Here is a 25,967-nt window from a genome sequence, read left to right as displayed (position 1 = left end):
CAAATGAGGCTGATAGCGGGCATAGTCTCGGCTTCTTTACAACTATCAGCCACGGTCGTGCCCATGCTAAAGCGCTTCGCACCCCTCGTGCCTCTCGCACTCGTCACCCTGTTGTTCGGTTGCGCTGCTCATTCACCTGTTAATCAAGAGCAGCAACAACAGGCTAAAAATTCTGCCACCGCCCAGTCTTCCGTTATTTACCAGGAAGAGCTGGACACCGAAAAAGAACTCGCCGACTTCAACGGCAAGAAGCCTTACCAGCTTCCGGTTCTGGCCGACAGCATCCTCGAACGCGGCATGTCCCTGATCGGTACCCGTTACCGTTTCGGCGGTACCTCTGAAGCCGGTTTCGATTGCAGCGGTTTCATCGGCTACCTGTTCCGCGAAGAAGCCGGCATGAATCTGCCGCGCTCTACCCGCGAAATGATCAACGTGGATGCGCCGCTGGTTTCGCGCAGCAACCTCGAGCCGGGCGACCTGCTGTTCTTCGCCACCAATGGTCGTCGCGGTCGTGTAAGCCACGCCGGGATCTACCTGGGCGACAACCAGTTCATCCATTCCAGCTCCCGTCGCAGCGGCGGTGTTCGCATCGACAGCCTGGGCGACAGCTACTGGAGCAAGACCTTCATCGAAGCCAAACGCGCTTTGGCGAACGCTCCAACCGTGGTTACCGCTCGCAAGTAATCACTCGATTGTCGCCACGCTCGTGGCGACAAAGCAGCCCTTCCGAGGCAATAGACTTAAACTTTACAAGGTGAAGTTAAAGTCTTACTTGAAGTTTGCCGCGTAGCCGCTAGAATCCTGATCTATATTGATGGCAAACCGCCTGCGTCCCAACGCAGGCGGTTTTGTTTTCTGTCGAATCGGCAGTCAAAGCCTCAGCCAGATCAGGATGTTCTGCATATGACGATGTCGGCCCGCTTTGCCTTGATGTTCTTCGCCGCGCTGCTCAGCGGCTGCGCCAGCCGCACTCCACCACCTGCGCCGGTGGTTCGTGCTCCGATCGTGTTCGGATCCTCCCAGACCTTTTCACCCGCTGCCGAAGACGTGCTGTTCCGCGCGCTCGGGCTGGTGGGCACACCTTATCGTTGGGGTGGTAATACCCCGGATTCGGGCTTCGATTGCAGCGGTCTGATCGGTTTCGTCTACCGCGATGCCGCAGGCATCAGCCTGCCGCGTTCGACCCGCGAGATGATCGTCATGCAGGCGCCGAACGTCGGCAAGGAAGGGCTGCAAACCGGCGATCTGATCTTCTTCGCCACCAATGGCGGCTCTCAGGTTAGTCATGCGGGGATCTACGTCGGGGAAGGGCGCTTCGTTCATGCGCCGGCCACCGGCGGCACGGTTAAGCTGGACAGCCTGTCGAAGGCGTATTGGCAGAAAGCCTATCTGAGCGCCAAGCGCGTTTTGCAGCCAGAGCATCTGGCGCATAACCCGTAACCCAGATACATAAAAACCCGTGGGAGCTGAATGGCTCCCACGGGTTTTTTATGCCGGCAACACACTAGCGGGTCGCTGACACCCGCCACACCTTGTTACCCACGTCATCGGCTACCAGCAATCCACCTTGTTGGTCGATCACTACGCCGACCGGGCGACCCAAAGCGTTCTCGTCCTTGTCGAGGAAACCTGTCAGCACGTCCACTGGCGTTCCGCTCGGCTTGCCGGCGGCAAACGGCACAAAGATCACCTTGTAACCGCTATGCGGCTTGCGGTTCCACGAGCCGTGCTGGCCGATGAATGCGCCTTCCTTGAACTGTGCCGGCAAGCGATTGCCCTCGGCGAAGGTCAGGCCCAGTGATGCGGTGTGCGGGCCGACGGCGTAGTCCGGAGCGATGGCCTTGGCCACCATGTCCGGCCGCTGTGGTTCCACGCGCACGTCGATGTGCTGGCCGTAGTAGCTGAACGGCCAGCCATAGAAGCCACCGTCCTTGACCGACGTGATGTAGTCCGGCACCAGGTCGCTGCCGATTTCGTCGCGCTCGTTCACGGCGGTCCACAGTGCGCCGGTTTGCGGCTCCCAGGCCAGGCCGTTGGGGTTGCGGATGCCCGAGGCGAAGATTCGGTGATTGCCGGTGGCGCGATCCACTTCCCAGATCGCCGCGCGGCCTTCTTCCTGATCGAGGCCGTTTTCGCCGACGTTGCTGTTCGAGCCGACCGTCACGTACAGCTTGCTGCCGTCCTTGCTGGCGATGACGTTCTTGGTCCAGTGATGGTTGAGCGTCCCGCCCGGCAGATCCACGACCTTGATCGGCTGGCTCTTGATTTCGGTCGCGCCGGGCTCGTAGTTGAATCGCAGCAGGCGATCGGTATCGGCCACGTACAGATCGTTGCCGACCAGGGTCATGCCGAATGGTGAGTTGAGGTTCTGCAGGAACACCGTGCGGGTTTCGGCCACGCCGTCATGATCGGCATCGCGCAGCAGGGTGATGCGGTTCGGACTGGGCACGCCGGCACCGGCACGCCCCATGACTTTTTTCATCACCCAGCCACGAATGCCTTTGCTGTCGTCGGGTTTGGGCGGGGCGTTGGTTTCCGCCACCAGCACGTCGCCATTCGGTAGTACATACAGCCAGCGTGGGTGGTCGAGATTTTCCGCAAAGGCTGCCACCTGCGTGCCTGCCGCTGCCGTCGGCTTCGCGCCGGCCGGCCAGCCAATGGCCGGGGCGATGTTCACCGTCGGGATCAGGGTCTTGTTCGGTTCGGGCAGTTTCGGTGACGGACCGGTGCCGTCGGAGACTTGCAGGCTGGAGGATTCACCACAGGCGGCGAGCCCTCCGGCGATCATGATGACGAAAACGAACTGGGGCTTGCGCATTGCTGATCTTCCCTATGAATGCATTCCTAAACATAGAGAAGCGCACAAGCCCGATGGTTCAACCCTCAGCCGCGGGCTTCCTTGAACAGCACGGCAATGCCGGGGTGATAGTTGCCGGCTTCGCTGCGCAATTTGCGGTAGGCGTAAGGGAAGTACCAGGCGACGGCGCAGGTGTGTTCCTTTTGCAGGTCGTCGACCATGTCCTGCAACTCTTCCGGGCTGGCGCTGTGCTGGGCCTTTTGCGGGGCGACGAACAGACAACCGAGTTTCAGGTCGCTGGCGTAGCTGATGCGCTTGGCGTCGCTGGTGATATCCGCCAGGGCCTGCGTCAGATTCAGGCTGGTGACGCGTGGCCAGCGTTGGGTGGCCTGAATGAAGGCGCGATCCTCGGCGCCAGCGATAAACAGGTCGGCGCGGGCATTGCGCTCGCCTTCTTCGTTTTGTTTGCGGGTGGCGGTGTCGCGCAGGGTGACCAGTTCGGCCATCCACGCAGCGGCCGACAGCAGGCCGAGGTTGGCTTTTTCGTCATGCCAGTAGGGCGTGTCGTTGTCGCCGCGCACGGCGTTGTAGCGGTCGATACAGTCAAACCAGCGTTCCAGCACCGGGCGCAGGAATTCCAGCCGCGGATTGCTGATGATCATGCCTTGCATGGTGCTCTCCCTTGTTATTGTGATGTGCTCTCTGCAGTCAAAAAGCATGGCTCTTTGATATCACTGCTGTCAGTGTGGCACAAGATTGGCGTCAGTTAATTGATCGGCGGCAGTTATTCGCCGCACAAGCCCCTCTTCAATTGACGCTCCACCCCCAACCCTCTAACCTTCGCGGCTTGTTTCAGGTGCTCTGTGGCGCATGTCGACAGAGTGAAACAGGGAAGCCGGTGAGGCGGGTCTTCAAACGATGAACCCTCACGATCCCGGCGCTGCCCCCGCAACGGTAAATGAGTAAAAGCTGCGTCTGATGCCACTGCGTAAAAGCGGGAAGGCGCGCAGCCAGGCCAACGCCGCTCATGAGCCCGGAGACCGGCCTGATCCATCCAGCGGCATCACGGTGGGCGATGCCAGGCTTGTTGCCGTCTATTCTTGTGCCTGCCCGCCGTTATCCAGCCTCAACGGAGAGCTCCCCCATGACTGATTCCCCCGAACGCGACGAGCGCCACCTGGCGCGCATGCAGCGCAAAAAAGCCGTGATCGACGAGCGCATCGCCAATTCGCCAGACGAATGCGGTCTGGTGCTGGTGCTGACCGGCAACGGCAAAGGCAAAAGCAGCTCGGCATTCGGCATGCTCGCGCGCGCCATGGGCCACGGCATGCAGTGCGGCGTGGTGCAGTTCATCAAGGGGCGCAACAGCACCGGCGAAGAACTGTTCTTCCGCCGCTTCCCCGAGCAAGTGCGTTTTCATGTGATGGGCGAGGGCTTCACCTGGGAAACCCAGGACCGCCAGCGCGACATCGCCGCCGCCGAAGCGGCCTGGGAAGTCTCCCGCGAACTGCTGCGTGATCCGTCGATCGGTCTGGTGGTGCTCGATGAACTGAACATCGCCCTCAAGCACGGTTACCTCGATCTGGATCAGGTGCTCAGCGATCTGCAAGCGCGTCCGCCGATGCAGCACGTGATCGTCACCGGCCGCGCTGCCAAGCCGGAAATGCTCGAGATGGGCGACACCGTCACCGAAATGGGCATGATCAAGCACGCCTTCCAGGCCGGCATCAAAGCGCAGAAAGGCGTCGAACTTTGAATCAACCACGTCACTGCCCGGCGGTACTGATCGCCGCACCGGCCTCCGGCCAGGGCAAGACCACCGTCACCGCCGCGCTGGCCCGTCTGCATCGCAATCAGGGACGCAAGGTTCGCGTATTCAAATGCGGCCCGGACTTTCTCGACCCGATGATCCTTGAGCGCGCCAGCGGTGCGCCGGTCTATCAACTGGACATGTGGATGGTCGGCGAGCAGGAAAGTCGTCGCCTGTTGTGGGAAGCCGCCGCTGAAGCCGATCTGATTCTGATCGAAGGCGTGATGGGCCTGTTCGACGGCACGCCGTCGAGCGCCGATCTGGCGCGGCATTTCGGCGTTCCGGTACTTGGCGTGATTGACGGCACGGCCATGGCCCAGACCTTCGGCGCACTGGCGCTAGGCCTGGCGCGCTATCAGCCGGATCTGCCGTTCGCCGGCGTGCTGGCCAATCGTGTCGGCACGGTGCGCCATGCGCAGTTGCTGGAAGGCAGCCTCACCGAAGGCCTGCGCTGGTACGGCGCATTGTCCCGGGAAACCGGGATCGAACTGCCGAGCCGTCATCTGGGGCTGGTGCAGGCCAGCGAACTCAATGACCTCGACCTGCGCCTCGACGCCGCCGCCGAAGCATTGGCCGGCACTTGCGAGGTAGCGCTGCCACCCGCCGTGGAGTTCGCCGCGCCAGCAATCGTTGAGACAGAAAAACTACTAGAAGGCGTACGAATTGCCGTCGCCCGCGACGAAGCCTTTGCCTTCACCTACGGCGCCAGTCTCGATCTGTTGCGGGCGATGGGCGCCGAGTTAAGTTTCTTCTCGCCGATCCGCGATACGCAATTGCCCGACGCCGACAGTCTGTACCTGCCAGGCGGTTATCCGGAATTGCACCACGTTGCCTTGTCGCAGAACGCCGACATGCTCAAAGCGATCCGCGCGCATCATGCGGCCGGCAAACCGCTGCTCGCCGAATGTGGAGGCATGCTGTACCTGCTCGACTCGCTGACCGATGTCGAAGGCACCCGCGCTGATTTGGTCGGCTTGTTGAGTGGCGACGCCGTGATGCAAAAGCGCCTCGCCGCACTGGCGCTGCAAGAGGTCGACCTGCCGGAAGGTCTGCTGCGCGGCCACACCTATCACCATTCCCTGACCACCACCGAACTGACGCCGATTGCCCGTGGCCACAGCCCCAACGGCGGGCGCGGCGCGGAAGCGGTGTACCGGGAAGGGCGGATGACCGCCTCGTACGTTCACTTCTATTTCCCGTCGAATCCGTCGGCGATTGCCGCACTGTTGGTGCCATGACCGACAACGCCTTCACTGACGCCGAGCGCGAAGCGGTCTACCGCGCCATCGCCGAACGCCGCGACATGCGCCACTTCAGCGGCGGCACGGTCGAGCCTGAATTGTTGCGCCGTTTGCTTGAAGCCGCGCATCAGGCGCCGAGTGTCGGCCTGATGCAGCCGTGGCGCTTCATCCGTATCAGCGACCGCGCGCTACGGGGCCAGATCCAGAACCTTGTTGAAGAGGAGCGCGTGCGCACCGCCGAAGCCCTCGGCGAGCGCAGTGACGAATTCATGAAGCTCAAGGTCGAAGGCATCAACGACTGCGCCGAAGTGTTGGTCGCGGCGTTGATGGACGATCGCGAGCGGCATATTTTCGGTCGTCGCACGCTGCCGGAAATGGACATGGCGTCGTTGTCCTGCGCAATCCAGAATCTCTGGCTCGCCGCGCGTGCCGAAGGCCTGGGCATGGGCTGGGTGTCGCTGTTCGAGCCACAGGCGCTGGCCGATCTGCTGAAACTGCCGGCCGGGGCCAAGCCGCTGGCGGTGCTTTGCCTGGGGCCGGTCAAGGAATTCTATCCGGCGCCGATGCTGGTACTCGAAGGGTGGGCGCAGGCGCGTCCGCTCAATGAGCTGCTGTATGAAAATTTTTGGGGAGTGAGTCAATGAGTGTGGCGTTGTTGAGTGTCGCCGCGGTTGCGCTGGATGCGCTGCTGGGTGAACCGAAACGCTGGCATCCGCTGGTGGCGTTCGGCAATTTCGCCGGGCGCATCGAGCAACGTTTCAATAGCGCTGGTCGTGGCTGGCGCAGCCATGGCGTCACCGCGTGGGTGATCGCGGTGTTGCCGCTGACCCTGTTGGTCACGGTGTTTTCCTGGGCGCCTTACGTGGGCTGGATCGTCGAGATTCTTGCGCTGTATTGCGCCCTCGGCATGCGCAGCCTGGGTGAGCACGTCGAGCCGGTCGCCAAGGCCTTGCGCGCCGATGATCTGGAAGAGGCGCGCAAGCGTGTGGGCTATCTGGTCAGCCGTCAGACCGATGAGCTGGACAGCACCGCCGTCGCCCGCGCCGCCACTGAATCGGTGCTGGAGAACGGCAGCGATGCGGTGTTCGCCGCGCTGTTCTGGTTTGCTGTGGCCGGTGCGCCGGGCGTGGTGCTCTATCGCCTGAGCAATACGCTCGATGCAATGTGGGGCTATCGCAACGAGCGCTTCGAGCGTTTCGGCTGGGCAGCGGCAAAAATCGACGACGTCCTCAACTACATTCCTGCGCGGCTGGTGGCGTTGACTTACGCGCTGCTGGGCAAAACCCGACTCGCGTTGAAATGCTGGCGCACTCAGGCGCCGAAATGGGACAGCCCGAACGCCGGCCCGGTGATGGCCGCCGGGGCGGGTGCCTTGGGCGTCGAGCTGGGCGGTCCGGCGATTTACCACGGCGAGCTGCACGAGCGTCCGCAACTGGGCGAGGGCGTGCCGGCGGATGCCGATTCCATTGATCGCGGCTGGCAATTGGTCCAGCGCGGGGTATGGTTATGGCTGCTGATTCTCTGCGTGGGGGCTGAATTCTATGCTTGAGCACGGTGGCCGGTTGCGCAGGGCGGCGCTCGAATATGGCATCGCGGAAGAAGACTGGCTCGACCTGTCCACGGGTCTTGCGCCGTGGCCGTTTCCGGTCCCGGAGATTCCGCTGCGGGCGTGGGCGCGCCTGCCGGAAAACGATGACGGTCTGGAGCAGGCCGCCTGCGATTATTACGGTGCCAGCCAAGTGCTGCCGGTGGCCGGTTCGCAGATGGCCATTCAACTGCTGCCGCGATTGCGCCGCGCCGGTAAGGTCGGTGTGCTCTCACCGTGTTACGCCGAGCATGCCGAAGCCTGGCGGCGCAGCGGCTATATCGTGCGTGAGGTGCTGGAGCAGGAAGTCGATTTCTTTCTCGACAGCCTCGACGTGCTGGTGGTGGTCAATCCGAACAATCCAACAGGCCTGAACCTGACCCCGGCGCGTCTGCTCGACTGGCACGCGCGGCTGGCCCAGCGCGGCGGCTGGCTGGTGGTCGATGAAGCGTTCATGGACAACACGCCGCAGTTGAGCCTTGCCCCGCATGCGCATCAAGTGGGGTTGATCGTGCTGCGTTCGTTCGGCAAGTTTTTCGGTCTGGCCGGTGTGCGGCTGGGGTTCGTGCTGGCCGAGCGCAAGTTGCTCAGGTTGCTGGCCGAACAGGTCGGGCCCTGGGCAGTCAGCGGGCCGACCCGGGTACTCGGCCAGGCCTGTCTGCGCGACACCGAAGGCCATACCCGCCAGCGCATCCGCAGCGACGAGGCCAGCGAACGGCTGGCTGCGCTGCTTGAGCGGCACGGCTTCAAACCGCAGGGCGGCTGCGCGCTGTTTCAGTGGCTGATCACCGAACAGGCCGCCGCGCTGCACGAATTCATGGCCCGCCGCGGCATTCTTCTGCGCCTGTTCGCGCACAACAGCAGCCTGCGTTTCGGGCTGCCCGCCGATGCCGCCGACGAGGCGCGCCTTGAGCAAGCCCTGCAAGCATTCGCCAAGCATTGCTCCAAGGAAAAACCAGCATGACCACATTAATGGTGCAGGGCACTACCTCCGACGCCGGCAAAAGCACGCTGGTGACGGCGCTCTGCCGCTGGGCCACCCGCCAGGGCGTTGCCGTGGTGCCGTTCAAGCCGCAGAACATGGCGCTCAACAGCGCGGTGACTGCCGACGGCGGCGAGATCGGTCGCGCGCAAGCGGTGCAGGCCCAGGCGGCGTTTCTCGAACCGCACACCGACATGAATCCGGTGCTGCTCAAGCCCAACAGCGACACCGGCGCCCAGGTCATCATCCACGGCCGCGCGGTCACCAGCATGAACGCCGTCGCCTATCACGACTACAAAGCCATCGCCATGCAGGCCGTGCTCGCTTCCCACGAGCGCTTGAGCGCCGCCTATCCGCTGGTGATGGTCGAAGGTGCGGGCTCGCCAGCCGAGATCAATCTGCGTGCCGGCGACATCGCCAACATGGGCTTCGCCGAAGCGGTGGATTGTCCGGTGCTGCTGATCGCCGATATCAATCGTGGCGGGGTGTTTGCCCATCTGGTGGGCACGCTGGAACTGCTGTCGCCGAGCGAACAGGCGCGGGTCAAAGGCTTCATCATCAACCGTTTTCGCGGCGACATCGCCTTGCTGCAACCGGGCCTCGACTGGCTGGAACAGCGCACCGGCAAACCGGTGGTGGGCGTGCTGCCGTACGTGATGGACCTGCATCTGGAAGCCGAGGACGGCATCGACCAGCGCCAGACCGACAAGGTCGAGCAAGTCCTGAAAGTGGTGGTGCCGGTGCTGCCGCGCATCAGCAACCACACCGATTTCGATCCGCTGCGTCTGCATCCACAGGTGGATCTGCAATTCATCGGGCCGGGGCAGGCGATTCCGCCGGCCGATCTGATCATTCTCCCAGGCTCGAAAAGCGTGCGCAGTGACCTGGCGTACCTGCGCGCCAATGGCTGGGAATCGGCTATCCGCCGTCACCTGCGTTACGGCGGCAAATTGCTGGGGATCTGCGGCGGTCTGCAAATGCTCGGCGAGCAGGTGCACGATCCGCTGGGCCTGGAAGGCGCGCCGGGCTCCAGCGCCGGTCTGGGGCTGCTGGCGTTTGAAACGCAGCTCGAAGCCGAGAAGCAGTTGCGCAATGTGCGCGGGCGTCTGGCGCTGGAAGATGCAGAGGTCAGCGGTTATGAAATTCATGCCGGCGTGACCACGGGAGCGGCGCTGGAAAAGGCTGCCGTGCATCTGGACGACGGTCGCTGCGATGGCGCGCAAAGTCTCGACGGGCAGATTTTCGGCACCTACCTGCATGGCCTGTTCGAATCGCCGGCGGCCAGTGCCGCGCTGTTGCGTTGGGCCGGTCTGAACGATGTGCAGGAGGTGGATTACCACGGCTTGCGTGAACGCGATATCGAGCGGCTGGCGGATCTGGTGGAGAAGCACCTGGATACCGGGCTGTTACGTGAACTCTGTGGAATCTCCCCATGCTCCAGTTGATCCTCGGCGGCGCCCGCTCCGGCAAAAGTCGCCTGGCCGAAAAACTCGCCACTGACAGCGCACTGGCCGTCACTTACATCGCCACCAGCCAGCCGCTGGATGGCGAAATGAATGAACGCGTCGCCCATCATCGTGCGCGTCGTCCCGTCGAATGGGCGTTGATCGAAGAACCGTTGGAACTGGCCCGTGTGCTGCGCGAAAACGCTGGCCCCGAGCGCTGCCTGCTGGTGGATTGCCTGACGCTGTGGCTGACCAATCTGCTGATGCTCGAAGACGCCGCACGTCTCGCCGCCGAACGCGAAGCCCTGCTCGAATGCCTGGTGTCGCTGCCGGGTGAAATCATTTTTGTCAGCAACGAGACCGGAATGGGTGTCGTGCCGCTGGGCGAATTGACTCGCCGCTACGTCGATGAAGCCGGTTGGCTGCATCAAGCTCTGGCCGAGCGTTGTCAGCGAGTCGTCCTGACGGTCGCCGGCCTGCCTCTGACTCTGAAAGGACCTGCGTTATGACCCAAGCCTGGTGGCTGAACCCGTGCAAATCGGTGGATACGGACGCCGTTGAAAACGCGGCGGCGCGTCAGCAGCAATTGACCAAACCCGCCGGCTCGCTCGGTCAGCTTGAATCGGTGGCGGTGCAACTGGCGGGATTGCAGGGCCAGGTCAAACCGACACTCGATCAGGTCTGGATCGCGATTTTTGCCGGCGACCATGGCGTTGTCGCCGAAGGGGTTTCCGCGTTTCCTCAGGAAGTCACCGGGCAGATGCTGCTGAACTTTGTCAGCGGCGGCGCGGCGATCAGCGTGCTGGCGCGGCAACTCGGCGCGCAGCTGGAAGTAGTGGATCTGGGCACTGTGAACCCGTCGTTGAACTTGTCGGGCGTGCGTCACCTGAACATCGGCCCGGGCACGGCGAATTTCGCCAAGGGCGCGGCGATGACTCAGGCCCAGGGCGAACTCGCCTTGCAGGGCGGTCGCGACAGCGTGCTGCGCGCGAAGGCTGCGGGCGCGCAATTGTTCATCGGCGGTGAAATGGGCATCGGCAACACCACGGCCGCCAGTGCGCTGGCGTGTGCCTTGCTCGATTGCCCGGTGGCACACCTGACCGGCCCCGGCACGGGGTTGAATGCCGAAGGCGTCAGCCACAAGGCGCAGGTGATCGAGCGCGCGCTGGCGCTGCATGCGGCACGGCGCGGTGATGCACTGCAGACTCTGTTCAATCTCGGCGGCTTCGAGATTGCGGCTTTGGTCGGCGCGTATCTGGCCTGTGCGCAGGAAGGTGTGGCGGTTTTGGTGGACGGTTTTATCTGCACGGTCGCCGCGCTGGTGGCGGTGCGTCTGAATCCGGCTTGCCGTGAGTGGCTGCTGTTCGGTCACCGCGGTGCCGAGCCGGGCCATCGCCATGTGCTGGAAACCCTTGGCGCGGAGCCGCTGCTTGAACTGGGTCTGCGTCTGGGCGAGGGCAGTGGCGCGGCGCTGGCGGTGCCGTTGCTGCGTCTGGCCTGTGACCTGCACGGGCAGATGGCGACCTTCGCCGAAGCCGCAGTGGCGGATCGCCCGGCATGACCTTGCGTCTGGACCTGCTGCGCCACGGTGAAACCGAACTCGGCGGCGGCCTGCGCGGCAGCCTCGACGACGCGCTGACCGAAAAAGGCTGGACGCAGATGCGCGAGGCGGTGAGCGGGCAGGGGCCGTGGGATCGGCTGGTCAGTTCGCCGTTGCAGCGTTGCGCGCGGTTTGCTGAAGAGTTGAGCGCGCAACGTGATCTGCCGGTGTCACTGGACAAGAATCTGCAAGAATTGCATTTCGGTGCCTGGGAAGGGCAGAGCGCGGCGGCGCTGATGGAAACCGATGCCGAGGCGCTGGGTTTGTTCTGGGCTGATCCCTATGGTTTTACCCCGCCGCAGGGGGAGTCGGTCAGCGATTTTTCTGCGCGGGTGCTGGCGGCGGTGATGCGACTGCATGCGGCACACGCGGGCGAGCGGGTGTTGTTGGTCAGCCACGGCGGCGTCATGCGTCTGTTGCTGGCGCGGGCCCGTGGTTTGCCCCGTGAACAACTGCTGAATGTCGAAGTCGCTCACGGCGCGCTGTTTTCGCTGATCGTCGAGGCCGACGGTTCGCTCAGGGAAGTGCTCTGACATGTTGCCTCTGTGGATCGCCCTGCAATTTCTCAGCAGTCTGCCGATTCGTCTGCCGGGCATGCCGGCGCCTGAACAGCTCGGCCGCTCGCTGCTGTTTTATCCGCTGGTGGGCTTGCTGTTCGGGGTGATTCTCTGGGCGCTGAACATTGCGTTGGCGGGCGCGCCATTGCTGCTGCACGGGGCGCTGTTGCTGACGGTGTGGGTGCTGCTCAGTGGCGCGCTGCACCTCGATGGGCTGGCGGACAGCGCTGACGCGTGGCTCGGCGGTTTCGGTGATCGTGAGCGTACGCTGACGATCATGAAGGATCCGCGCAGCGGGCCGATCGCGGTGGTGACGCTGGTGCTGGTGTTGCTGCTCAAGTTCGCCGCGTTGCTGGCCTTGATCGAACAACAGCAGGGCATGGCGTTGATCATCGTGCCGCTGATCGGGCGTGCGGCGCTGCTCGGACTGTTCCTCACCACGACTTATGTGCGGGCCGGTGGATTGGGGCAGGCGCTGGCCGATTATCTGCCACGCAAGACGGGTTGGCAGGTGCTGGCGGTGAGTGCGGCAGCGTGCGTGGTGATCGCCGGGTTCAATGCTGTCGTGGCGTTGCTGCTGGCGGTCGTCGTGTTCATCTGGCTGCGGCATTTGATGGTGCGGCGACTGGGCGGAACCACCGGTGATACGGCCGGTGCGTTGCTGGAATTGCTGGAGATGTCAGTGCTGGTCGGGCTGGCCTTGTTTTGATAAGTAACTTTGATCTGTAACTTGATTTAACACAGTCGCGGGTATATACACGCATCATGCTTCCTTCTCAGTGTTTGTGCACCAACCTGCGACGCGCCGCGCGTGGCGTCAGCAGGCATTACGACGGCGCTCTCGACGGCTTCGGGATCAACGTTGCCCAGTATTCTTTGCTGTGCAACCTGCAGCGTCTGGATCAGCCGAGCATTTCCGAACTGGCCGAGGCGATGGGCCTTGATCGCAGCACCCTCGGGCGCAATCTGCGGGTGCTGGAAGGCGAGGGGCTGGTGGCGCTGGCCGAGGGCGAGGACATGCGCAACCGCATCGTCCGGCTCACCGAAACCGGTGCACAACGCCTGGCAGCAGCTTTGCCGGCCTGGGAAGCGGCGCAACAGCGGTTGATCGACCGACTGGGTGCCGAGAAGCGTGAAACCTTGCTGCGGCTGTTGGATGAACTGGCCTGAGGGCCGGTTTTTTCCGAATCTAAGCGGGTATATACCCGCGACTGGAGAATAACAATGAGTTCGATGTGGCGTACGTGCGGTTGGGTGTTGCTGGGGAGTGCGCTGATTCTGGCGTTGTCGTTGGGCGTGCGGCACGGTTTCGGGCTGTTTCTGTCGCCGATGAGTGCCCAGTTCGGCTGGGGCCGTGAAGTGTTCGCCTTTGCCATCGCCTTGCAGAATCTGATCTGGGGCCTGGCGCAACCGTTCACCGGCGCACTGGCCGACCGCTTCGGCGCGGCAAAAGTGGTGCTGATCGGCGGTGTGCTCTACGCCTTGGGCCTGGTGTTTATGGGGCTGTCGGAAACGGCGTTGGGTCTGTCCCTGAGCGCCGGTTTGCTGATCGGCATCGGTCTGTCCGGCACCTCGTTCTCGGTCATCCTCGGCGTGGTCGGCCGCGCTGTGCCGCCGGAAAAACGCAGCATGGGCATGGGTATTGCCAGTGCTGCCGGTTCTTTCGGCCAGTTCGCCATGCTGCCGGGCACCCTCGGGCTGATTGGCTGGCTCGGCTGGTCGGCGGCGTTGCTGGTGCTGGGCTTGCTGGTGGCGCTGATCGTGCCGCTGGTGAGCATGCTCAAGGACAAGCCGCTGCCGGTGCTCGGCCATGAACAAACCCTGTCCGAAGCCTTGCGCGAGGCGTGTTCGCACTCCGGGTTCTGGCTGCTTGCGTTCGGCTTCTTCGTCTGCGGATTTCAGGTGGTGTTCATCGGCGTGCACTTGCCTGCGTATCTGGTCGATCAGCATCTGCCGGCGAGTGTCGGCACCACCGTGCTGGCGTTGATCGGTCTGTTCAACATCTTCGGTACTTACACCGCCGGTTGGCTCGGTGGGCGCATGTCTAAACCGCGTCTGCTGACCGGACTTTATCTGCTGCGCGCCGTGGTGATCGTGCTGTTCCTGTGGCTGCCGGTGACGACGACCTCGGCCTATCTGTTCGGCATGGCCATGGGCTTCCTGTGGCTGTCGACGGTGCCGTTGACCAACGGTACGGTGGCAACCTTGTTTGGCGTGCGAAACCTGTCCATGCTCGGCGGTATCGTGTTCCTGTTCCATCAGTTGGGGTCGTTCCTCGGTGGCTGGCTGGGCGGGGTGGTGTATGACCGGACCGGGAGTTATGACTTGATCTGGCAAGTAGCGATTCTTTTGAGCCTGTTGGCGGCAGCGCTGAACTGGCCGGTGCGCGAGCGTCCGGTCGAGCGCCTGCAACCGCGTGCGAGCGCTGCATGAACCGTTTCTGGCCGCAGATCGTCGTCACCGCACTCGGCGCCGCATTGCTCGCGCTGGTGTGGTGGGGCTGGCATCAGGGCGGGCTGGCGCTGATGCAGTTGGGCATGGGTGCTTGCTAGATCGGCGGGAGGGCGAGTAACGTCGAGGTCTGACGATTGCTCAAGGATGCCCGACATGCTCAAGCGCTGGTGTGCTGTTCCCGCGTTGCTGATGGCGTTGACCGGACTGGCCCAGGCCGCGGACTGTCCGGATCTGTTGCAAGGTTCGTTGCCCAAGTTGCGGGCCAAGGAATCCATCGACCTGTGTCAGCGTTACGCCGACAAACCGCTGGTGGTGATCAACACGGCCAGCTTCTGTGGTTTTGCTCCGCAGTTCGAGGGGCTCGAAGCGCTCAATCAGCGCTACAAGGCCCAGGGCCTGGAAATGCTCGGCGTGCCCTCCAATGACTTCAAGCAGGAGTCCAAGGACAGCGCCGAGACCGCCAAGGTCTGCTACGCCAACTACGGCGTGACGTTTACCATGACCGAGCCACAGAAGGTCCGGGGTGACGATGCGACTCACCTGTTCCAGGTGCTGGCTAAACAGAGCAGCGCACCGAAGTGGAATTTCTACAAATACGTCATCGACCGCCAGGGCAAGGTGATTGCCAACTTCTCCAGCCTGACCAAACCGGATGATCCGGAATTTCTCGCAGCCATCGAGAAAGCCATTGCCTCCCAGCCGCTGAAACCCTGATCGACGCCCATCAAAAAGCCCCGCCTCTGTGAAAAGAGCGGGGCTTTTTTATGGCGAGGGGTTAGCCTCGCCGTGCAGCATCAGAAGCGGTAGGTTGCGCCGACACCGAAGCCATTTGCCGAGTTTTCATACTGGGAGTTGTAGGTCTGGCCGCGATCGTTTTCGTTGCGGATGTTGACCTTCTCTTCCTTCAGGTACGAGTAGGCAACGTCGATGGTCAGGTCTTCGGTCGGGCTCCAGCCGGCACCGATGCTGAAGATAGTCCGGTCGCCGGTCGGGATGCGTGGCGAACGGTCGACGTTGTTGGTCGGCGACTGGTCGAACGTCAGACCGGTACGCAGTACCCATTCCTTGTTCAGCTGGTAGGACGTACCGATGGCGTAAGCCCAGGTGTCATGCCAGTTCTGTTCTTCGGTAATTTCGCCGAACTGGCCAGCCAGCAGCGGCTGTACACCGGAGTTCTTGACGGTGATCTTTTCCAGCTGGCTCCAGCGGGTCCAGGTGGTACCGGCGTAGACGTTCCAACGATCGTTGATTGCCTGAGTGACCGAGAGGTCCACGGATTCAGGTGTGGTGATCTTCAGCGAAGCGTCGTACTTCTGGTTGGCACCCAGACCGACTGCCGCCAGTGCGCCGTAGTTGACCTTGGTGTTGCCTTCGAGCTTGTAGTCGACTTTCGAGTGGTAAGTCAGACCCAGGCGAGTGGTATCGGTAGCTTGTACCAGCACGCCGATGTTGTAGCCCAGCGCGGTGTCGTCACCCTTGATCTTGACCTTGCCGTCCGGCAGTGCCTGGGTAATCGACAGGTTGGATTCCAGCGACCCGTCGATGCGGTTGATGGTCGGGCCGAAACCGATCGACACGACATCGTTGAACTTGTAGCTGATCGTTGGCTGGAAGGTGATGATCTTGACTTCTGACTTGCTGCCGAAGTAACGGCCGGCGAAGCCGTTTTCATAGTCGGTGATCAGGCCGAAGGGTACGTACACACCCAGACCGAATGCCCAATGCTCGTCGATTGGCTTGACGTAGTAGCCCATAGGTACGGAGGTGAAGGGCACCATGTCGCCTTTGTTGCTGCCGCCGTTCGGGCTGGAGCTGGCGTCGCTGATATCGGTTTTTGCGTCGAGGAATGCAACACCGCCAGTGACTTGTTCGCGCGTGATGCGCGACATGCCGGCAGGGTTGCCGTAAACAGTGCTTGCGTCGTCGGCAGAAGAAGATCGCCCGGCGTACCCAGTCCCCATCCCGCTGATGCTGTGTTCGTTGATGGCAAAGCCAGCTGCGAAGATCTGGGTGGATGCCACGGTTACGGCAAGGCTAAGGGTGGTTTTGAGCATGACTTTTTTCATTATTAGAACTCCTGGTGATCACCGGGGCGAAAATTACCAACATTTTCGTCCCAGCGCTATAGTCCGTATGCCTTGAGTTAGAGCGGTTTTGTAGGACAATCCGACCAGATTCGCGACCCGTTGGGCGATGTTGTGAAACCGGCGGGTCAGCAAGCGACCTGATTCAGCGGTGAAACACAGGTTTGCCAGGCGCAGGTGAAATCGCGCAGACGACCTTGAGGCTGGAAGGTCTGACGCCAGATGCGCGCCATGCCCAGCAGATCGTCCGGCTCGGGGAGGATGGGGTTTTGTTCTTCCACCAGCAGCCAGGCGATGGCCGTGGCGTAACGCAGGTTGACCGTCAGTTCGAGGTGCGGCCCGCTGAGAAATGCATGTTGGCTGGCGAGGCCGCGAACCAGGCTGGCGCGTTCCGGGTCCAGCGCCAGGTAATGATCCCAGAGGGCCTGGTGACGGTGTTCGGCAATCCGGTACAGGCCGTGGCCACGGCGGTCATGCAGGGCGGAACCGAGGGCGGACTGGCTGGCAGCAATGCCCAGCAGAAGGGATTCGGCAGTTGCGCAGTGGCGTCCCAGGTAGATCAGCGTGGGACGGATCACGTAGCGGCACAGTTCGCTGGCAGCGATACCCATAAAACCCTCGGATCTTGTTATCGGGCGGCGAGACCTGAAGGGGAGCTTGGCAGCTGTGGATCGACTCAGGCTCGCCGGAAGCGGATCACGCCGCTTGAGTTGAAGTGTAGTGTCATATTCGCGACGTAAAGGCCTGTTTTTAAAATATTTCCGGCGAGGCGTTATAACCGTTATATCGGTTAGTGATTAGGCAGAAAGTGACAGAAGTGAAACATCGGGCAATAAAAAGCCCCGCATTCTCAGCGGGGCTTTTGCTTTTGCAGCCATTTCGGCCTCTCAGGCGATCAATGCCTGACGGGTGCGATCAATCACGGCCTGCAGCGGTTCGGCGCTGGAGTATTGATCGGGGTACAGACGCTCGCTGTGGCGGGCGATCCCGTGTTCATTGACCACGGTGAAGCTGAAGCAGCCTTTGCGAGCGGCCATGATCAGGCAGTTCATTGGGGCAAAAGCGTTGGTTAGGGTGCGAATGGCATCCTGAGTCTGGATTTGAGTCGACATAGTTATTAGGTGTTCCTACAAATGACACGGATAAGAACCGTGCAACGTTAAAACGTTCCAGTAACGTCAACCACCATTGGTCGAACGAAGAACCCGACTGGAACAAGGCAGCCAGTTCGAGCGCTATAAAAGTTGGCGCGCTTGGGCTGGCAGGTAGGTACTTAGGAGGACAGGCAACACATCGAGGGCAGAGGTTCTGGGCCCGGGGTGAAGATCCTGATCAATTTGCAGGTTGGTTCGGTCAGAGTAAGTGGTCTTCGCAACACCCTTTGCATTCGATTCAAAGGCGGTGTCGTCGCAAGATTTACCTGGAAACCATCGAGGGGTCGATCCCGCTGTTTCCGGTGAAGACTTCTGTGAGAGAAACTTGACCGTGGGGGTGTGTTCGACCGGAATTGACTTTCAGCTTGGTACTAACGCCGCGGATACTAACGGAACGGTCTGAAGAAGGCAAACCCGATCATCAAAAAAATCCCGGGCGCGGTGCCCGGACTCCGCGCGTGCCCCGATCTGACTCGCTAAACGACCGTCGGTCGCCACTACCCGACAGATGCGAACGCTCGGCGCAGGGGCTTATCCCCAGCCCGAATGCCAAAACGACCCGAAAAGGCGCATCGATATAACCGCGTAACAGGTACTTGTGCACATTAGTTGCGCAGACTGTAACGGCGCTGTCACAACAATCCTGACCCCGATGGCTGCCTGCATCGAAAGTTTAAGTCAATGAAAAACATCGCTTTTTTTAACTGGTGAAAAAATCGTCAGTTTGACTGCGAGCCCCGTTCCACAAGGCTTTGCGGCGACTGGAGGGCGGTTGTCCACTGAGTTATCCACAGCTTCTGTGGATTGTCCCGAGCGCTTGCTCTAGCACGGGCGTGCCGGGTTTTTTTCGACTTTACCTGTGCGAAAAAAAGAGTAGAGTGGCGCGCCTTCCGATCTGTCCCACAGTGCTTTATGAAGTTTCGTTCAGCTCCAGAATCTGTTACCTCCCAACTCCCTCGTGTTACCGCTCCCAAGCGATTTTCCGTGCGCGTGGCCGAATGGCTGCTCGACAGCCCGCGTCTTGGCGACAGCCAGAATGCCAAGCACCTCGCCGGCCGCCTGCTCAAGCAACCGGCCCGGGAAGGGGTGGTCGCCGCGCAAAGTCGCCTCGGCCAGTTGATGTGCCGCGAGTGCGGCAATGCCCGGGATCGCCGGATCGGCCAGGACCTGTTGCGTCAGGCCGCCCGCGCCGGTGACCGCCGCGCGCAACAGGAACTCGGCCTGATCGAAGACTGAGCTGTCCAAGACCAGACGCCTTGGTTAACCTTCAGGCTTTATCGGATCGGCGGGAATCACTATGGCGATGGACTTGACCAGCATCCTGCTGGGGCTGGCAGGCGCGGCCGTGCCGCTGCTGGCGCTGGCCTGGCAACTGCAACGCCGGGCCAGTCAGAACCAGTCTGAAGTCGCGTTGCTCGAAGAGCGGCTGGCTATGGCACAAATGGCCCAGGACGGCCTCACTGCTCAACTTGAAGCCTGCCGCGATGAAATCGCCGATCTCGGCCAGGCCAACGCCTCCAAACAAGCTGATCTCGCGGCCGTGCGCCGGGAAGTCGAGCTGTTGCAGATCGAGCGCGATGATGCCCGTGACGCTGCCCATGCCTGGAACCTCGAACGCGCCAACAAAGAAGCCGAGTTACGGCGCCTGGACGCCCAGGCGGCTTCGCTGAATGCCGAATTGCGCGAGCAACAGGAAAGCCATCAACAACGCCTGGATGACCTGCAAGGTTCCCGTGACGAGCTGCGCGCACAGTTCGCCGAACTGGCCGGCAAGATCTTCGATGAGCGCGAACAACGCTTCGCCGAAACCAGCCAGCAGCGCCTCGGCCAATTGCTTGATCCTTTGAAGGAACGCATCCAGTCGTTCGAAAAACGCGTCGAGGAAAGCTATCAGGCCGAAGCCCGCGAGCGTTTTTCGCTGGCCAAGGAGCTGGAGCGTTTGCAGCAACTGAACCTGCGCCTCAGCGACGAAGCGACCAACCTGACCCGTGCCCTGAAGGGCCAGAAGACTCAGGGCAACTGGGGCGAGTTGATTCTCGAGCGCGTGCTTGAGCATGCCGGGCTGGAGAAGGGCCGCGAGTACCAGACCCAGGTCAACCTCAAGGGCCCGGACGGCGAGCGTTTCCAGCCGGACGTGATCATTTATCTGCCGGGCGACAAGCAAGTGGTGGTCGACTCCAAGGTCAGTCTCACCGCGTATCAGCAGTACGTCGCGGCGGACGACGATGCCATCGGCCAGATCGCCATGAAGCAGCACGTGCTGTCCTTGCGCAGCCACGTCAAAGGCCTGGCCGGCAAGGATTACAAGCGTCTGGAAGGTTTGCACAGCCTCGATTTCGTCTTGCTGTTCGTGCCCATCGAAGCGGCGTTTTCAGCCGCGTTGCAGGCCGAGCCGACGCTGTTTCAGGAAGCCTTCGACCGCAACATCGTGATCGTCAGCCCGACCACGCTGCTGGCCACTTTGCGAGTCATCGACAGCCTGTGGAAGCAGGAGCGCCAGAGTCAGAACGCCCGGGAAATCGCCGAGCGCGCCGGTTGGCTGTACGACAAGTTCGTGTTGTTCATTCAGGATCTGGACGAAGTCGGCAATCGCTTGCAGCAACTGGACAAGGCCTACAGCGCGGCGCGCAACAAGCTGACGGAAGGGCGGGGCAACCTGGTCAGCCGCAGCGAACAGCTCAAGCTGCTCGGCGCACGAGCCAGCAAAAGCCTGCCTGCAGACCTGCTGGAGCGCGCAATGACCGACGCCGACGGGTTGGTCGAACTGCCTGAATAAGCCGCTCTGCTAGAGCGGCAAATAGCGACTCAATAACGCCCGCAACGCCGCCGGCTTCACCGGTTTGGCCAGGTAATCCAGTCCCGCCGCGTGCACCTGCGCCACCGTTTCCGGATGCCCGTCGGCGCTGATCACCACGCCGGGCACCGGTTCGCCCAGCCTTGTGCGCAACCAGGCCATCAGATCGGTGCCGGTTTCGCCGTGATCAAGGTGATAGTCCACCAATGCCAATTGTGGCCGCACGCCGTCGTCGAGCAGTGCCGCACATTCTTCGCGGTTGCGTGCGGTCCAGACCTGGCAGCCCCAGCGCGTGAGCAGGCTGTTCATGCCGATCAGAATGCTGTCTTCGTTGTCGATGCACAGCACCTGCGCGCCGCTGTGCAATTTGCCATTGATTTCCACCGCCGCCGCCGGCTGTACCGTCTGCGCTTTGGCCAACGGTACGCGGACACTGAACACGCTGCCGCGCCCCGGCCATGAGCGCACGCGCAAGGTATGGCCGAGCACGCGGCAGAGACCATCGGCGATCGCCAGACCCAGGCCCAGACCTTTTTCGGCGCGGGTCTGGTGGCTGTCGAGGCGTTTGAATTCCTCGAAGATCACTTGCTGTTTGTCCTCCGGAATCCCCGGCCCGCGATCCCACACTTCCAGACAGATTTCGCCTTTTCGTCGACGCACGCCCAGCAGTACCGGGCCTTTTGCGTAGCGGAATGCGTTGGTGAGGAAGTTCTGCAGAATGCGCCGCAGCAGTTTGATGTCGCTGTCGATGCGTAACTGACTTCCGCGTACCCGGAAGCTCAAGCCCTGTTCCTGGGCGAGCGCCTTGAACTCCGCGCCGAGAATATCGAACAGCTCATTGACCGCGAACGGCTTGCGATCCGGGTTGATCTTGCCGTTTTCCAGACGGGAAATGTCCAGCAGATCGCTGATCAGGTCTTCGGCCGAACGCAGCGAGCTGTCCAGATGCTGCACCAGTTTCTGCGCTTCGCCGCTCAGGCCGTCTTCCTGATGGGAGAGGGCGGCAGAGAACAGCCGTGCGGCGTTCAGAGGCTGCATCAGATCGTGGCTGACGGCGGCGAGGAAACGGGTCTTGGACTGGTTGGCCGCCTCGGCATTGCCCTTGGCTTCGGTCAGCGCGACGTTGAGTTGCGACAGTTCCTGCGTCCGTTCGCTGACCCGTTGCTCCAGCCCTTCGTTGGCCTCGGTCAAAGCCTGCTCGGCTTCGCGGAACGCGGTGATGTCGGTGAAACTCATGACGAAACCGCCGCCGGGCATCGGGTTGCCGATCAGCTCGATCACCCGGCCGTTGGGGAACAGCCGCTCAGACGTGTGGGCGCGGCCCTGACGCATCCAGTGCAGGCGCCGGGCGACATGAACTTCTGCTTCACCGGGGCCGCACAAACCACGCTCGGCGTTGTGGCGAATGATGTCGGCAATCGGTCGGCCAACGCTGATCAAACCGTCCGGATAGTTGAACAGTTCCAGATAGCGCCGGTTCCAGGCCACCAGTTTCAGCGACTGGTCGACCACGCTGATGCCTTGGGTAATGTTTTCGATGGCGCCTTGCAGCAGCGCACGGTTGAACTGCAGCACTTCCGAGGCTTCGTCGGCGATCCGGACGACGTCCTCCAACTGCATTTCCCGACCTTCGATGGCGGCTTTTACTACAGCTCGCGTCGAAGAGGCGCCAAGGACACCGGCCAGTAATCGCTCGGTGTGGGCGATCCATTCGCCGTCAGCGTTCTGATTCGGGTTGAAGCCTTTGCCCTGGCGATAGGCAAAGCGGATGAAGCTCTGCCGCGCGCGTTCTTCACCGACAAACCGCGCGGCCAGTTGCAGCAAGTCATCAATCTGCACCGCCAGCATCGAGCGGGCGCTCGGCCGTGCGCTGATCTCCTGACCGATAAAACGTCCGGCCTGCCAGTGCTCCGACACCCGGGTGCGCGACAGCACAGATACCCAGGCAAACAACGTGAAGTTGCCCGCCAGCGACAGCACCACGCCTTGGGTCAGCGGGGTGATCGGCAGGTTCAGCGGGTTGCTGTGCAGCCAGGCGAGCCCGGGGAAACTGTCCAGCGACCAGCCGAGGCTGCGCGCAGCGATCGGCAGGATCAGGGTGTAGAACCACAGGAACGTGCCGGCGGCGAGGCCGGCGAACACGCCGCGGCGGTTGGCCTGTTTCCAGTACAGCGCGCCGAGCATCGCCGGGGCCAGTTGAGTGACTGCCGCGAAAGCGATCTGGCCGATGGTCGCCAGGCTCGCGGTCGATCCGAGCAAGCGGTAGCTGACGTAAGCCAGCAACAGAATCACCACGATGCTGACCCGGCGCACCGAGAGCATCCACTGGCGGAAAACTTCGAACGGCCGCTCGGCATTGTTGCGGCGCAGCAGCCACGGCAACAGCATGTCGTTGGAGACCATGGTCGACAGCGCCACACTCGCCACGATCACCATGCCGGTGGCGGCCGATGCACCGCCGATAAACGCCAGCATCGCCAGCGCCGGGTGAGCCTGGGCCAATGGCAGGCTGATAACGAAAGAGTCGGGGATGACCGAGCTGGGCAGCATCATCTGACCGGCCAGGGCGATCGGGACGACAAACAACGCGGCCAGTGCGAGGTAGGCCGGGAACACCCATTTGGCCAGGCGCAGATCCTGCGGGTCGATGTTCTCGACCACCGTCACGTGGAACTGCCGGGGCAGGCAGATGATCGCCATCATCGCCACGCCGGTCTGCACCACCATCGACGGCCAGTTGATGGTTTCTTTCCAGTATTCCTCAAGGCGCGGGGCGAGCATCGCCTGATTGAACAGGTCGTCGAAGCCGTCATACAGCCCGTAGGTGACGAAGGCGCCGACGGCGAGGAAGGCGAACAGTTTGACCAGCGACTCGAAAGCAATCGCCAGCACCATGCCCCGGTGGTGCTCGGTGGCATCGAGGTTGCGCGTACCGAAAACGATGGTGAACAGCGCCAGCACCAGTGACACGATCAGCGCCGTGTCCTGGGCGCGGGTGCCCATGGCGTCGGCGCCGGCACCGATCAGCAGGTTTACGCCGAGGACAATGCCTTTGAGTTGCAAGGCTATATAAGGGAGAACGCCGACCAGACAGATCAGCGCGACGACCACCGCCAACGACTGGGATTTACCGTACCGGGCGGCGATGAAGTCGGCGATGGAGGTGATGTTCTCCTGTTTGCTGATCATCACCATCTTCTGCAGCACCCACGGCGCACCGAGCAGCAGCAGGATCGGCCCCAGGTAGATCGGCAGGAACGACCACAGCTGTTCGGCCGCCTGACCGACCGCGCCGAAAAACGTCCAGCTGGTGCAGTAGACCGCCAGCGACAGGCTGTACACCCAGGCGCGCACCCGTGGCGGCAGCGGTGCGCTGCGACGGTCGCCGTAGAAGGCGATGGCGAACATGATGGCCATATAGGCCAGGGCGACGGCGGCGATCAGCCCGGTGGACAACGACATGGAACACTCCCGACAGAAAACGACCGGACTCGCGCCCGGTCAGACAGTCTCGCACGGGCGCGACGGTTAGTCAGTGTCGACCAAGGTCGTGGCGCGGCGGGGTGTCGCAGGAACAGAACCGGGCAGTTCTGGGGTCAGTCCGGTTTGAGCGCGATGTCGATCAAGCGGTGCAGTTCTTCGACTTCCAGCGGCGCTGCCGAAAACAGAATGCGGAACACCACCGGGGACACCACCAGATTGATCAGACGATCCACGCTCGGCGCCGTTTCCTTGGGGTGGCGCTCGATGATGGTCTGGAGTTGCGCGCCGATGATCGTTACGCAATAGCCCGGCGTCGCGCTCGCCTGCACGTCGCGCATCATGTTGCGTCCGGGCTCCGAACTCATTTCGTCGAGATACTGTTCGGCCCATGCACGGATGTCGCTACGCAGGCTGCCGGTTTCAGCCGGCTCGCTGTCGGGACGCATGCGGGCGAGGGCGACGTCGGCCAGCAAGGCGGCCAGATCTCCCCAACGCCGATAAATCGTCGACGGCGTCACGCCGGCCCGCGCCGCGATTTGCGGGACGGTCACCGTTGAGCGCTCCTGTTCTTGCAGAAGCGCGCGGACTGCCGAATGAATCGACTCCTGCACCCGGGCGCTGCGACCGCCAGGGCGTAAACCTTCTTTAATAGCCATGCGGCAGACCTTAACACAAAGAATTTGCTTTAAGCGCAAGCCGAGAGCACACTCCGCAAAAGCAAAAAATTAGCTTTTGCGGAGTGTGCCCATGACCAGCCTTGCTTCCCATCGTTCCAGCCTGTGGTTTCTGGCGATCACCTTACTGAGTTTTCTCGCCGCTTCCACTGCGCCGACGCCGTTGTATCACCTGTATCAGGATCAGCTGCATTTTTCGGCAGCGGTATTGACCCTGATTTTCGGCGTCTACGCCCTCAGTCTGCTGGCCGCGTTGCTGACGGTCGGTTCGCTGTCGGATCACCTGGGACGCAAACCGGTGATCTTCACCGCCGTGACGCTCAATGCGCTGGCGATGCTGCTGTTTATCTACGCGGACAGCGTGGGCTGGCTGATCGGCGCGCGAGTGCTGCAAGGTTTCGCCACCGGCATGGCCACCGCTGTGTTGAGCGCGACGCTGCTGGACACTGATCGCCAGCAAGGGCCGTTGATCAACAGCGTTGCGCCGTTGCTGGGCATGGCTTTAGGCGGCATGGGCTGCGGCTTGCTGGCCGAGTTCGCCCCGGCGCCGTTGCAGTTGACATATTGGTTGCTGCTCGCGCTGTTTGTGTTGCAGGGCATCTATGTTTGGCGCCTGCCGGAAAGCGTCTCGCCGCAGGCCGGGGCATGGGCCTCGTTGCGGCCGACCCTGCATGTGCCGGTTCAGGCGCGTTCGACGCTGTGGCGAGTCTTGCCGCTAAACACCGCGACCTGGGCGCTCGGCGGTTTTTATGCCTCGCTGGCACCGTCGCTGGTGCGCACGGCCACCGGTTCCACCTCCAACCTGATCGGCGGCGCGACCGTGGCGGCGCTGACCGTGACCGGTGCATTGATGATCTTCACCTTGCGCAATCGTCCTGCCTCCCGCGCGCTACAACTTGGGGCGAGTCTGCTGCCGGCCGGTATCGTGCTGATTCTGTTGGGCGTGCATAGCGCCAGTCTGTCGCTGTTCTTCTTCGGCACGCTGGTGGCCGGTTGTGGCTTTGGCTCGGGTTTCCTCGGAACGGTACGCAGTCTGGTGCCGCTGGCATTTCCCCATGAGCGTGCCGGATTGATGTCGGCGTTTTATGTGCTGAGTTACCTGGCGTTCTGCCTGCCGGCGTTGCTGGCCGGACATTTCACCCACAGCGTGGGCCTGCTGACCACCACCGATGTGTATGGCGCGGTGCTGATTGTGCTGGCGGTCGGTGCGCTGCTGATGAGTTTCCGGGCGCAAGCGGCCAAGACTTGCAGCGCTCCATAACACCTCTGGATTCGGTTAGCCTTGGCCAGCCCCTTCTTCTCACGGA

Annotated in this window: 25 protein-coding genes, 1 pseudogene and 1 riboswitch; of the genes and pseudogenes, 19 read left to right on the top strand and 7 right to left on the bottom strand. The window is 62.2% G+C overall.

The window, feature by feature from the left end:
- The first annotated feature begins 63 nt into the window (after window positions 1-63).
- Window positions 64-684: a C40 family peptidase gene (locus EIY71_RS24355; RefSeq protein ID WP_007950397.1), complete on the top strand. Its 621-nt coding sequence runs from the start codon at window positions 64-66 to the stop codon at window positions 682-684.
- 219 nt (window positions 685-903) lie between these two features.
- Entirely contained in the window at window positions 904-1,440 is a 537-nt protein-coding gene (locus EIY71_RS24350) for a C40 family peptidase (protein WP_102718423.1), read from the top strand.
- A gap of 64 nt (window positions 1,441-1,504) precedes the next feature.
- Here EIY71_RS24350 and EIY71_RS24345 read toward each other — a convergent pair whose 3' ends face one another.
- Together EIY71_RS24345 and EIY71_RS24340 are read right to left on the bottom strand one after the other, a co-directional pair.
- The gene (locus tag EIY71_RS24345; RefSeq protein WP_129973566.1) at window positions 1,505-2,818 is read right to left on the bottom strand and encodes a sorbosone dehydrogenase family protein; all 1,314 of its coding nucleotides are present in this window, start codon (window positions 2,816-2,818) and stop codon (window positions 1,505-1,507) included.
- Window positions 2,819-2,883: 65 nt separating this feature from the next.
- On the bottom strand, window positions 2,884-3,468 hold the full coding sequence (locus tag EIY71_RS24340) for a hypothetical protein (protein WP_039769816.1): 585 nt from the start codon (window positions 3,466-3,468) through the stop codon (window positions 2,884-2,886).
- Between the two features lie 166 nt (window positions 3,469-3,634).
- Window positions 3,635-3,861: riboswitch (cobalamin riboswitch) on the top strand.
- Window positions 3,862-3,941: 80 nt separating this feature from the next.
- Here EIY71_RS24340 and cobO point away from each other — a divergent pair.
- From cobO to EIY71_RS24275, 14 genes and pseudogenes are all read left to right on the top strand, one after another.
- Window positions 3,942-4,553, top strand: coding sequence for a cob(I)yrinic acid a,c-diamide adenosyltransferase (gene cobO, locus EIY71_RS24335; RefSeq protein WP_064378669.1), 612 nt, complete (start codon window positions 3,942-3,944; stop codon window positions 4,551-4,553).
- On the top strand, window positions 4,550-5,845 hold the full coding sequence (locus EIY71_RS24330) for a cobyrinate a,c-diamide synthase (RefSeq protein WP_134023450.1): 1,296 nt from the start codon (window positions 4,550-4,552) through the stop codon (window positions 5,843-5,845). The genes cobO and EIY71_RS24330 overlap by 4 nt, the downstream gene beginning before the upstream one ends.
- On the top strand, window positions 5,842-6,492 hold the full coding sequence (gene bluB, locus EIY71_RS24325; protein WP_085747066.1) for a 5,6-dimethylbenzimidazole synthase: 651 nt from the start codon (window positions 5,842-5,844) through the stop codon (window positions 6,490-6,492). Before EIY71_RS24330 ends, bluB begins: the two co-directional genes overlap by 4 nt.
- Entirely contained in the window at window positions 6,489-7,397 is a 909-nt protein-coding gene (gene cbiB, locus EIY71_RS24320; RefSeq protein WP_134023448.1) for an adenosylcobinamide-phosphate synthase CbiB, read from the top strand. Before bluB ends, cbiB begins: the two co-directional genes overlap by 4 nt.
- Window positions 7,390-8,397 (top strand): threonine-phosphate decarboxylase CobD, encoded by a 1,008-nt coding sequence (gene cobD, locus EIY71_RS24315; protein WP_134023446.1) that lies wholly within the window; start codon window positions 7,390-7,392, stop codon window positions 8,395-8,397. Before cbiB ends, cobD begins: the two co-directional genes overlap by 8 nt.
- A pseudogene (locus tag EIY71_RS24310) lies at window positions 8,394-9,852 on the top strand (cobyric acid synthase); the annotation flags it as partial. The gene cobD and the pseudogene EIY71_RS24310, both read left to right, overlap by 4 nt.
- Window positions 9,848-10,369: a bifunctional adenosylcobinamide kinase/adenosylcobinamide-phosphate guanylyltransferase gene (cobU, locus tag EIY71_RS24305; RefSeq protein WP_129973572.1), complete on the top strand. Its 522-nt coding sequence runs from the start codon at window positions 9,848-9,850 to the stop codon at window positions 10,367-10,369. The pseudogene EIY71_RS24310 and the gene cobU, both read left to right, overlap by 5 nt.
- Window positions 10,366-11,421: a nicotinate-nucleotide--dimethylbenzimidazole phosphoribosyltransferase gene (gene cobT, locus EIY71_RS24300; RefSeq protein ID WP_129973573.1), complete on the top strand. Its 1,056-nt coding sequence runs from the start codon at window positions 10,366-10,368 to the stop codon at window positions 11,419-11,421. The genes cobU and cobT overlap by 4 nt, the downstream gene beginning before the upstream one ends.
- Window positions 11,418-11,993, top strand: coding sequence for an alpha-ribazole phosphatase family protein (gene cobC / locus EIY71_RS24295; protein WP_085747060.1), 576 nt, complete (start codon window positions 11,418-11,420; stop codon window positions 11,991-11,993). The genes cobT and cobC overlap by 4 nt, the downstream gene beginning before the upstream one ends.
- A gap of 1 nt (window position 11,994) precedes the next feature.
- A complete protein-coding gene (locus EIY71_RS24290; protein ID WP_085747059.1) occupies window positions 11,995-12,726 on the top strand; it encodes an adenosylcobinamide-GDP ribazoletransferase in 732 nt (243 codons plus the stop codon).
- Window positions 12,727-12,782: 56 nt separating this feature from the next.
- Window positions 12,783-13,187, top strand: a complete 405-nt coding sequence (locus EIY71_RS24285) for a MarR family winged helix-turn-helix transcriptional regulator (RefSeq protein WP_007950413.1) — start codon at window positions 12,783-12,785, stop codon at window positions 13,185-13,187.
- Between the two features lie 54 nt (window positions 13,188-13,241).
- On the top strand, window positions 13,242-14,450 hold the full coding sequence (locus tag EIY71_RS24280; RefSeq protein WP_039769832.1) for an MFS transporter: 1,209 nt from the start codon (window positions 13,242-13,244) through the stop codon (window positions 14,448-14,450).
- Window positions 14,447-14,569 carry a hypothetical protein gene (locus EIY71_RS28780; RefSeq protein ID WP_007950415.1) on the top strand — a complete coding sequence of 41 codons (123 nt, stop codon included), beginning with the start codon at window positions 14,447-14,449 and terminating at the stop codon, window positions 14,567-14,569. Before EIY71_RS24280 ends, EIY71_RS28780 begins: the two co-directional genes overlap by 4 nt.
- Before the next feature lie 55 nt (window positions 14,570-14,624).
- A complete protein-coding gene (locus EIY71_RS24275) occupies window positions 14,625-15,185 on the top strand; it encodes a glutathione peroxidase (protein ID WP_039769833.1) in 561 nt (186 codons plus the stop codon).
- Window positions 15,186-15,265: 80 nt separating this feature from the next.
- Here the strand turns inward: EIY71_RS24275 and EIY71_RS24270 are convergent, their stop codons facing one another.
- The 3 genes from EIY71_RS24270 to EIY71_RS24260 form a co-directional block, all read right to left on the bottom strand.
- On the bottom strand, window positions 15,266-16,537 hold the full coding sequence (locus EIY71_RS24270; protein WP_102687989.1) for an OmpP1/FadL family transporter: 1,272 nt from the start codon (window positions 16,535-16,537) through the stop codon (window positions 15,266-15,268).
- 146 nt (window positions 16,538-16,683) lie between these two features.
- Window positions 16,684-17,166 carry a hypothetical protein gene (locus EIY71_RS24265; protein ID WP_011333151.1) on the bottom strand — a complete coding sequence of 161 codons (483 nt, stop codon included), beginning with the start codon at window positions 17,164-17,166 and terminating at the stop codon, window positions 16,684-16,686.
- 276 nt (window positions 17,167-17,442) lie between these two features.
- Window positions 17,443-17,667, bottom strand: coding sequence for a hypothetical protein (locus tag EIY71_RS24260; protein ID WP_007950419.1), 225 nt, complete (start codon window positions 17,665-17,667; stop codon window positions 17,443-17,445).
- A gap of 954 nt (window positions 17,668-18,621) precedes the next feature.
- On the opposite strand from EIY71_RS24260, the gene EIY71_RS24250 reads away from it, so the two are divergent.
- Entirely contained in the window at window positions 18,622-18,945 is a 324-nt protein-coding gene (locus tag EIY71_RS24250) for a hypothetical protein (RefSeq protein WP_085611478.1), read from the top strand.
- Between the two features lie 175 nt (window positions 18,946-19,120).
- On the top strand, window positions 19,121-20,485 hold the full coding sequence (gene rmuC, locus EIY71_RS24245; protein ID WP_165369556.1) for a DNA recombination protein RmuC: 1,365 nt from the start codon (window positions 19,121-19,123) through the stop codon (window positions 20,483-20,485).
- Window positions 20,486-20,494: 9 nt separating this feature from the next.
- Here the strand turns inward: rmuC and EIY71_RS24240 are convergent, their stop codons facing one another.
- Together EIY71_RS24240 and EIY71_RS24235 are read right to left on the bottom strand one after the other, a co-directional pair.
- On the bottom strand, window positions 20,495-23,965 hold the full coding sequence (locus EIY71_RS24240; RefSeq protein ID WP_085747055.1) for a hybrid sensor histidine kinase/response regulator: 3,471 nt from the start codon (window positions 23,963-23,965) through the stop codon (window positions 20,495-20,497).
- 134 nt (window positions 23,966-24,099) lie between these two features.
- A complete protein-coding gene (locus tag EIY71_RS24235) occupies window positions 24,100-24,642 on the bottom strand; it encodes a TetR/AcrR family transcriptional regulator (RefSeq protein WP_102718411.1) in 543 nt (180 codons plus the stop codon).
- A 91-nt stretch (window positions 24,643-24,733) separates the two neighbouring features.
- On the opposite strand from EIY71_RS24235, the gene EIY71_RS24230 reads away from it, so the two are divergent.
- A complete protein-coding gene (locus EIY71_RS24230; protein WP_134023444.1) occupies window positions 24,734-25,921 on the top strand; it encodes an MFS transporter in 1,188 nt (395 codons plus the stop codon).
- Window positions 25,922-25,967: the final 46 nt, after the last annotated feature.

It is taken from the genome of Pseudomonas sp. CH235 (assembly GCF_004368175.1).
GTDB classification, from domain to species: Bacteria; Pseudomonadota; Gammaproteobacteria; order Pseudomonadales; family Pseudomonadaceae; genus Aquipseudomonas; species Aquipseudomonas paraglycinae.
Note: the sequence above shows the minus strand (reverse complement) of the source record. Positions and strands in the feature narration are given on the sequence as shown.

Excerpts from the sequence above, each read along its gene's own strand:
- EIY71_RS24230 (WP_134023444.1), top strand. The coding sequence starts at position 24,734 with ATGACCAGCCTTGCTTCCCATCGTTCCAGCCTGTGGTTTCTGGCGATC.
- EIY71_RS24285 (WP_007950413.1), top strand. The coding sequence starts at position 12,783 with ATGCTTCCTTCTCAGTGTTTGTGCACCAACCTGCGACGCGCCGCGCGT.
- cobO (WP_064378669.1), top strand. The coding sequence starts at position 3,942 with ATGACTGATTCCCCCGAACGCGACGAGCGCCACCTGGCGCGCATGCAG.
- cobU (WP_129973572.1), top strand. The coding sequence starts at position 9,848 with ATGCTCCAGTTGATCCTCGGCGGCGCCCGCTCCGGCAAAAGTCGCCTG.
- EIY71_RS24250 (WP_085611478.1), top strand. The coding sequence starts at position 18,622 with ATGAAGTTTCGTTCAGCTCCAGAATCTGTTACCTCCCAACTCCCTCGT.
- EIY71_RS24275 (WP_039769833.1), top strand. The coding sequence starts at position 14,625 with ATGCTCAAGCGCTGGTGTGCTGTTCCCGCGTTGCTGATGGCGTTGACC.
- EIY71_RS24355 (WP_007950397.1), top strand. The coding sequence starts at position 64 with ATGCTAAAGCGCTTCGCACCCCTCGTGCCTCTCGCACTCGTCACCCTG.
- cobT (WP_129973573.1), top strand. The coding sequence starts at position 10,366 with ATGACCCAAGCCTGGTGGCTGAACCCGTGCAAATCGGTGGATACGGAC.
- cobD (WP_134023446.1), top strand. The coding sequence starts at position 7,390 with ATGCTTGAGCACGGTGGCCGGTTGCGCAGGGCGGCGCTCGAATATGGC.
- cbiB (WP_134023448.1), top strand. The coding sequence starts at position 6,489 with ATGAGTGTGGCGTTGTTGAGTGTCGCCGCGGTTGCGCTGGATGCGCTG.
- EIY71_RS24340 (WP_039769816.1), bottom strand. The coding sequence starts at position 3,468 with ATGCAAGGCATGATCATCAGCAATCCGCGGCTGGAATTCCTGCGCCCG.
- EIY71_RS24345 (WP_129973566.1), bottom strand. The coding sequence starts at position 2,818 with ATGCGCAAGCCCCAGTTCGTTTTCGTCATCATGATCGCCGGAGGGCTC.
- EIY71_RS24265 (WP_011333151.1), bottom strand. The coding sequence starts at position 17,166 with ATGGGTATCGCTGCCAGCGAACTGTGCCGCTACGTGATCCGTCCCACG.
- EIY71_RS24350 (WP_102718423.1), top strand. The coding sequence starts at position 904 with ATGACGATGTCGGCCCGCTTTGCCTTGATGTTCTTCGCCGCGCTGCTC.
- EIY71_RS28780 (WP_007950415.1), top strand. The coding sequence starts at position 14,447 with ATGAACCGTTTCTGGCCGCAGATCGTCGTCACCGCACTCGGCGCCGCA.
- EIY71_RS24240 (WP_085747055.1), bottom strand. The coding sequence starts at position 23,965 with ATGTCGTTGTCCACCGGGCTGATCGCCGCCGTCGCCCTGGCCTATATG.
- EIY71_RS24280 (WP_039769832.1), top strand. The coding sequence starts at position 13,242 with ATGAGTTCGATGTGGCGTACGTGCGGTTGGGTGTTGCTGGGGAGTGCG.
- bluB (WP_085747066.1), top strand. The coding sequence starts at position 5,842 with ATGACCGACAACGCCTTCACTGACGCCGAGCGCGAAGCGGTCTACCGC.
- EIY71_RS24235 (WP_102718411.1), bottom strand. The coding sequence starts at position 24,642 with ATGGCTATTAAAGAAGGTTTACGCCCTGGCGGTCGCAGCGCCCGGGTG.
- EIY71_RS24290 (WP_085747059.1), top strand. The coding sequence starts at position 11,995 with ATGTTGCCTCTGTGGATCGCCCTGCAATTTCTCAGCAGTCTGCCGATT.
- EIY71_RS24270 (WP_102687989.1), bottom strand. The coding sequence starts at position 16,537 with ATGAAAAAAGTCATGCTCAAAACCACCCTTAGCCTTGCCGTAACCGTG.
- cobC (WP_085747060.1), top strand. The coding sequence starts at position 11,418 with ATGACCTTGCGTCTGGACCTGCTGCGCCACGGTGAAACCGAACTCGGC.
- EIY71_RS24260 (WP_007950419.1), bottom strand. The coding sequence starts at position 17,667 with ATGTCGACTCAAATCCAGACTCAGGATGCCATTCGCACCCTAACCAAC.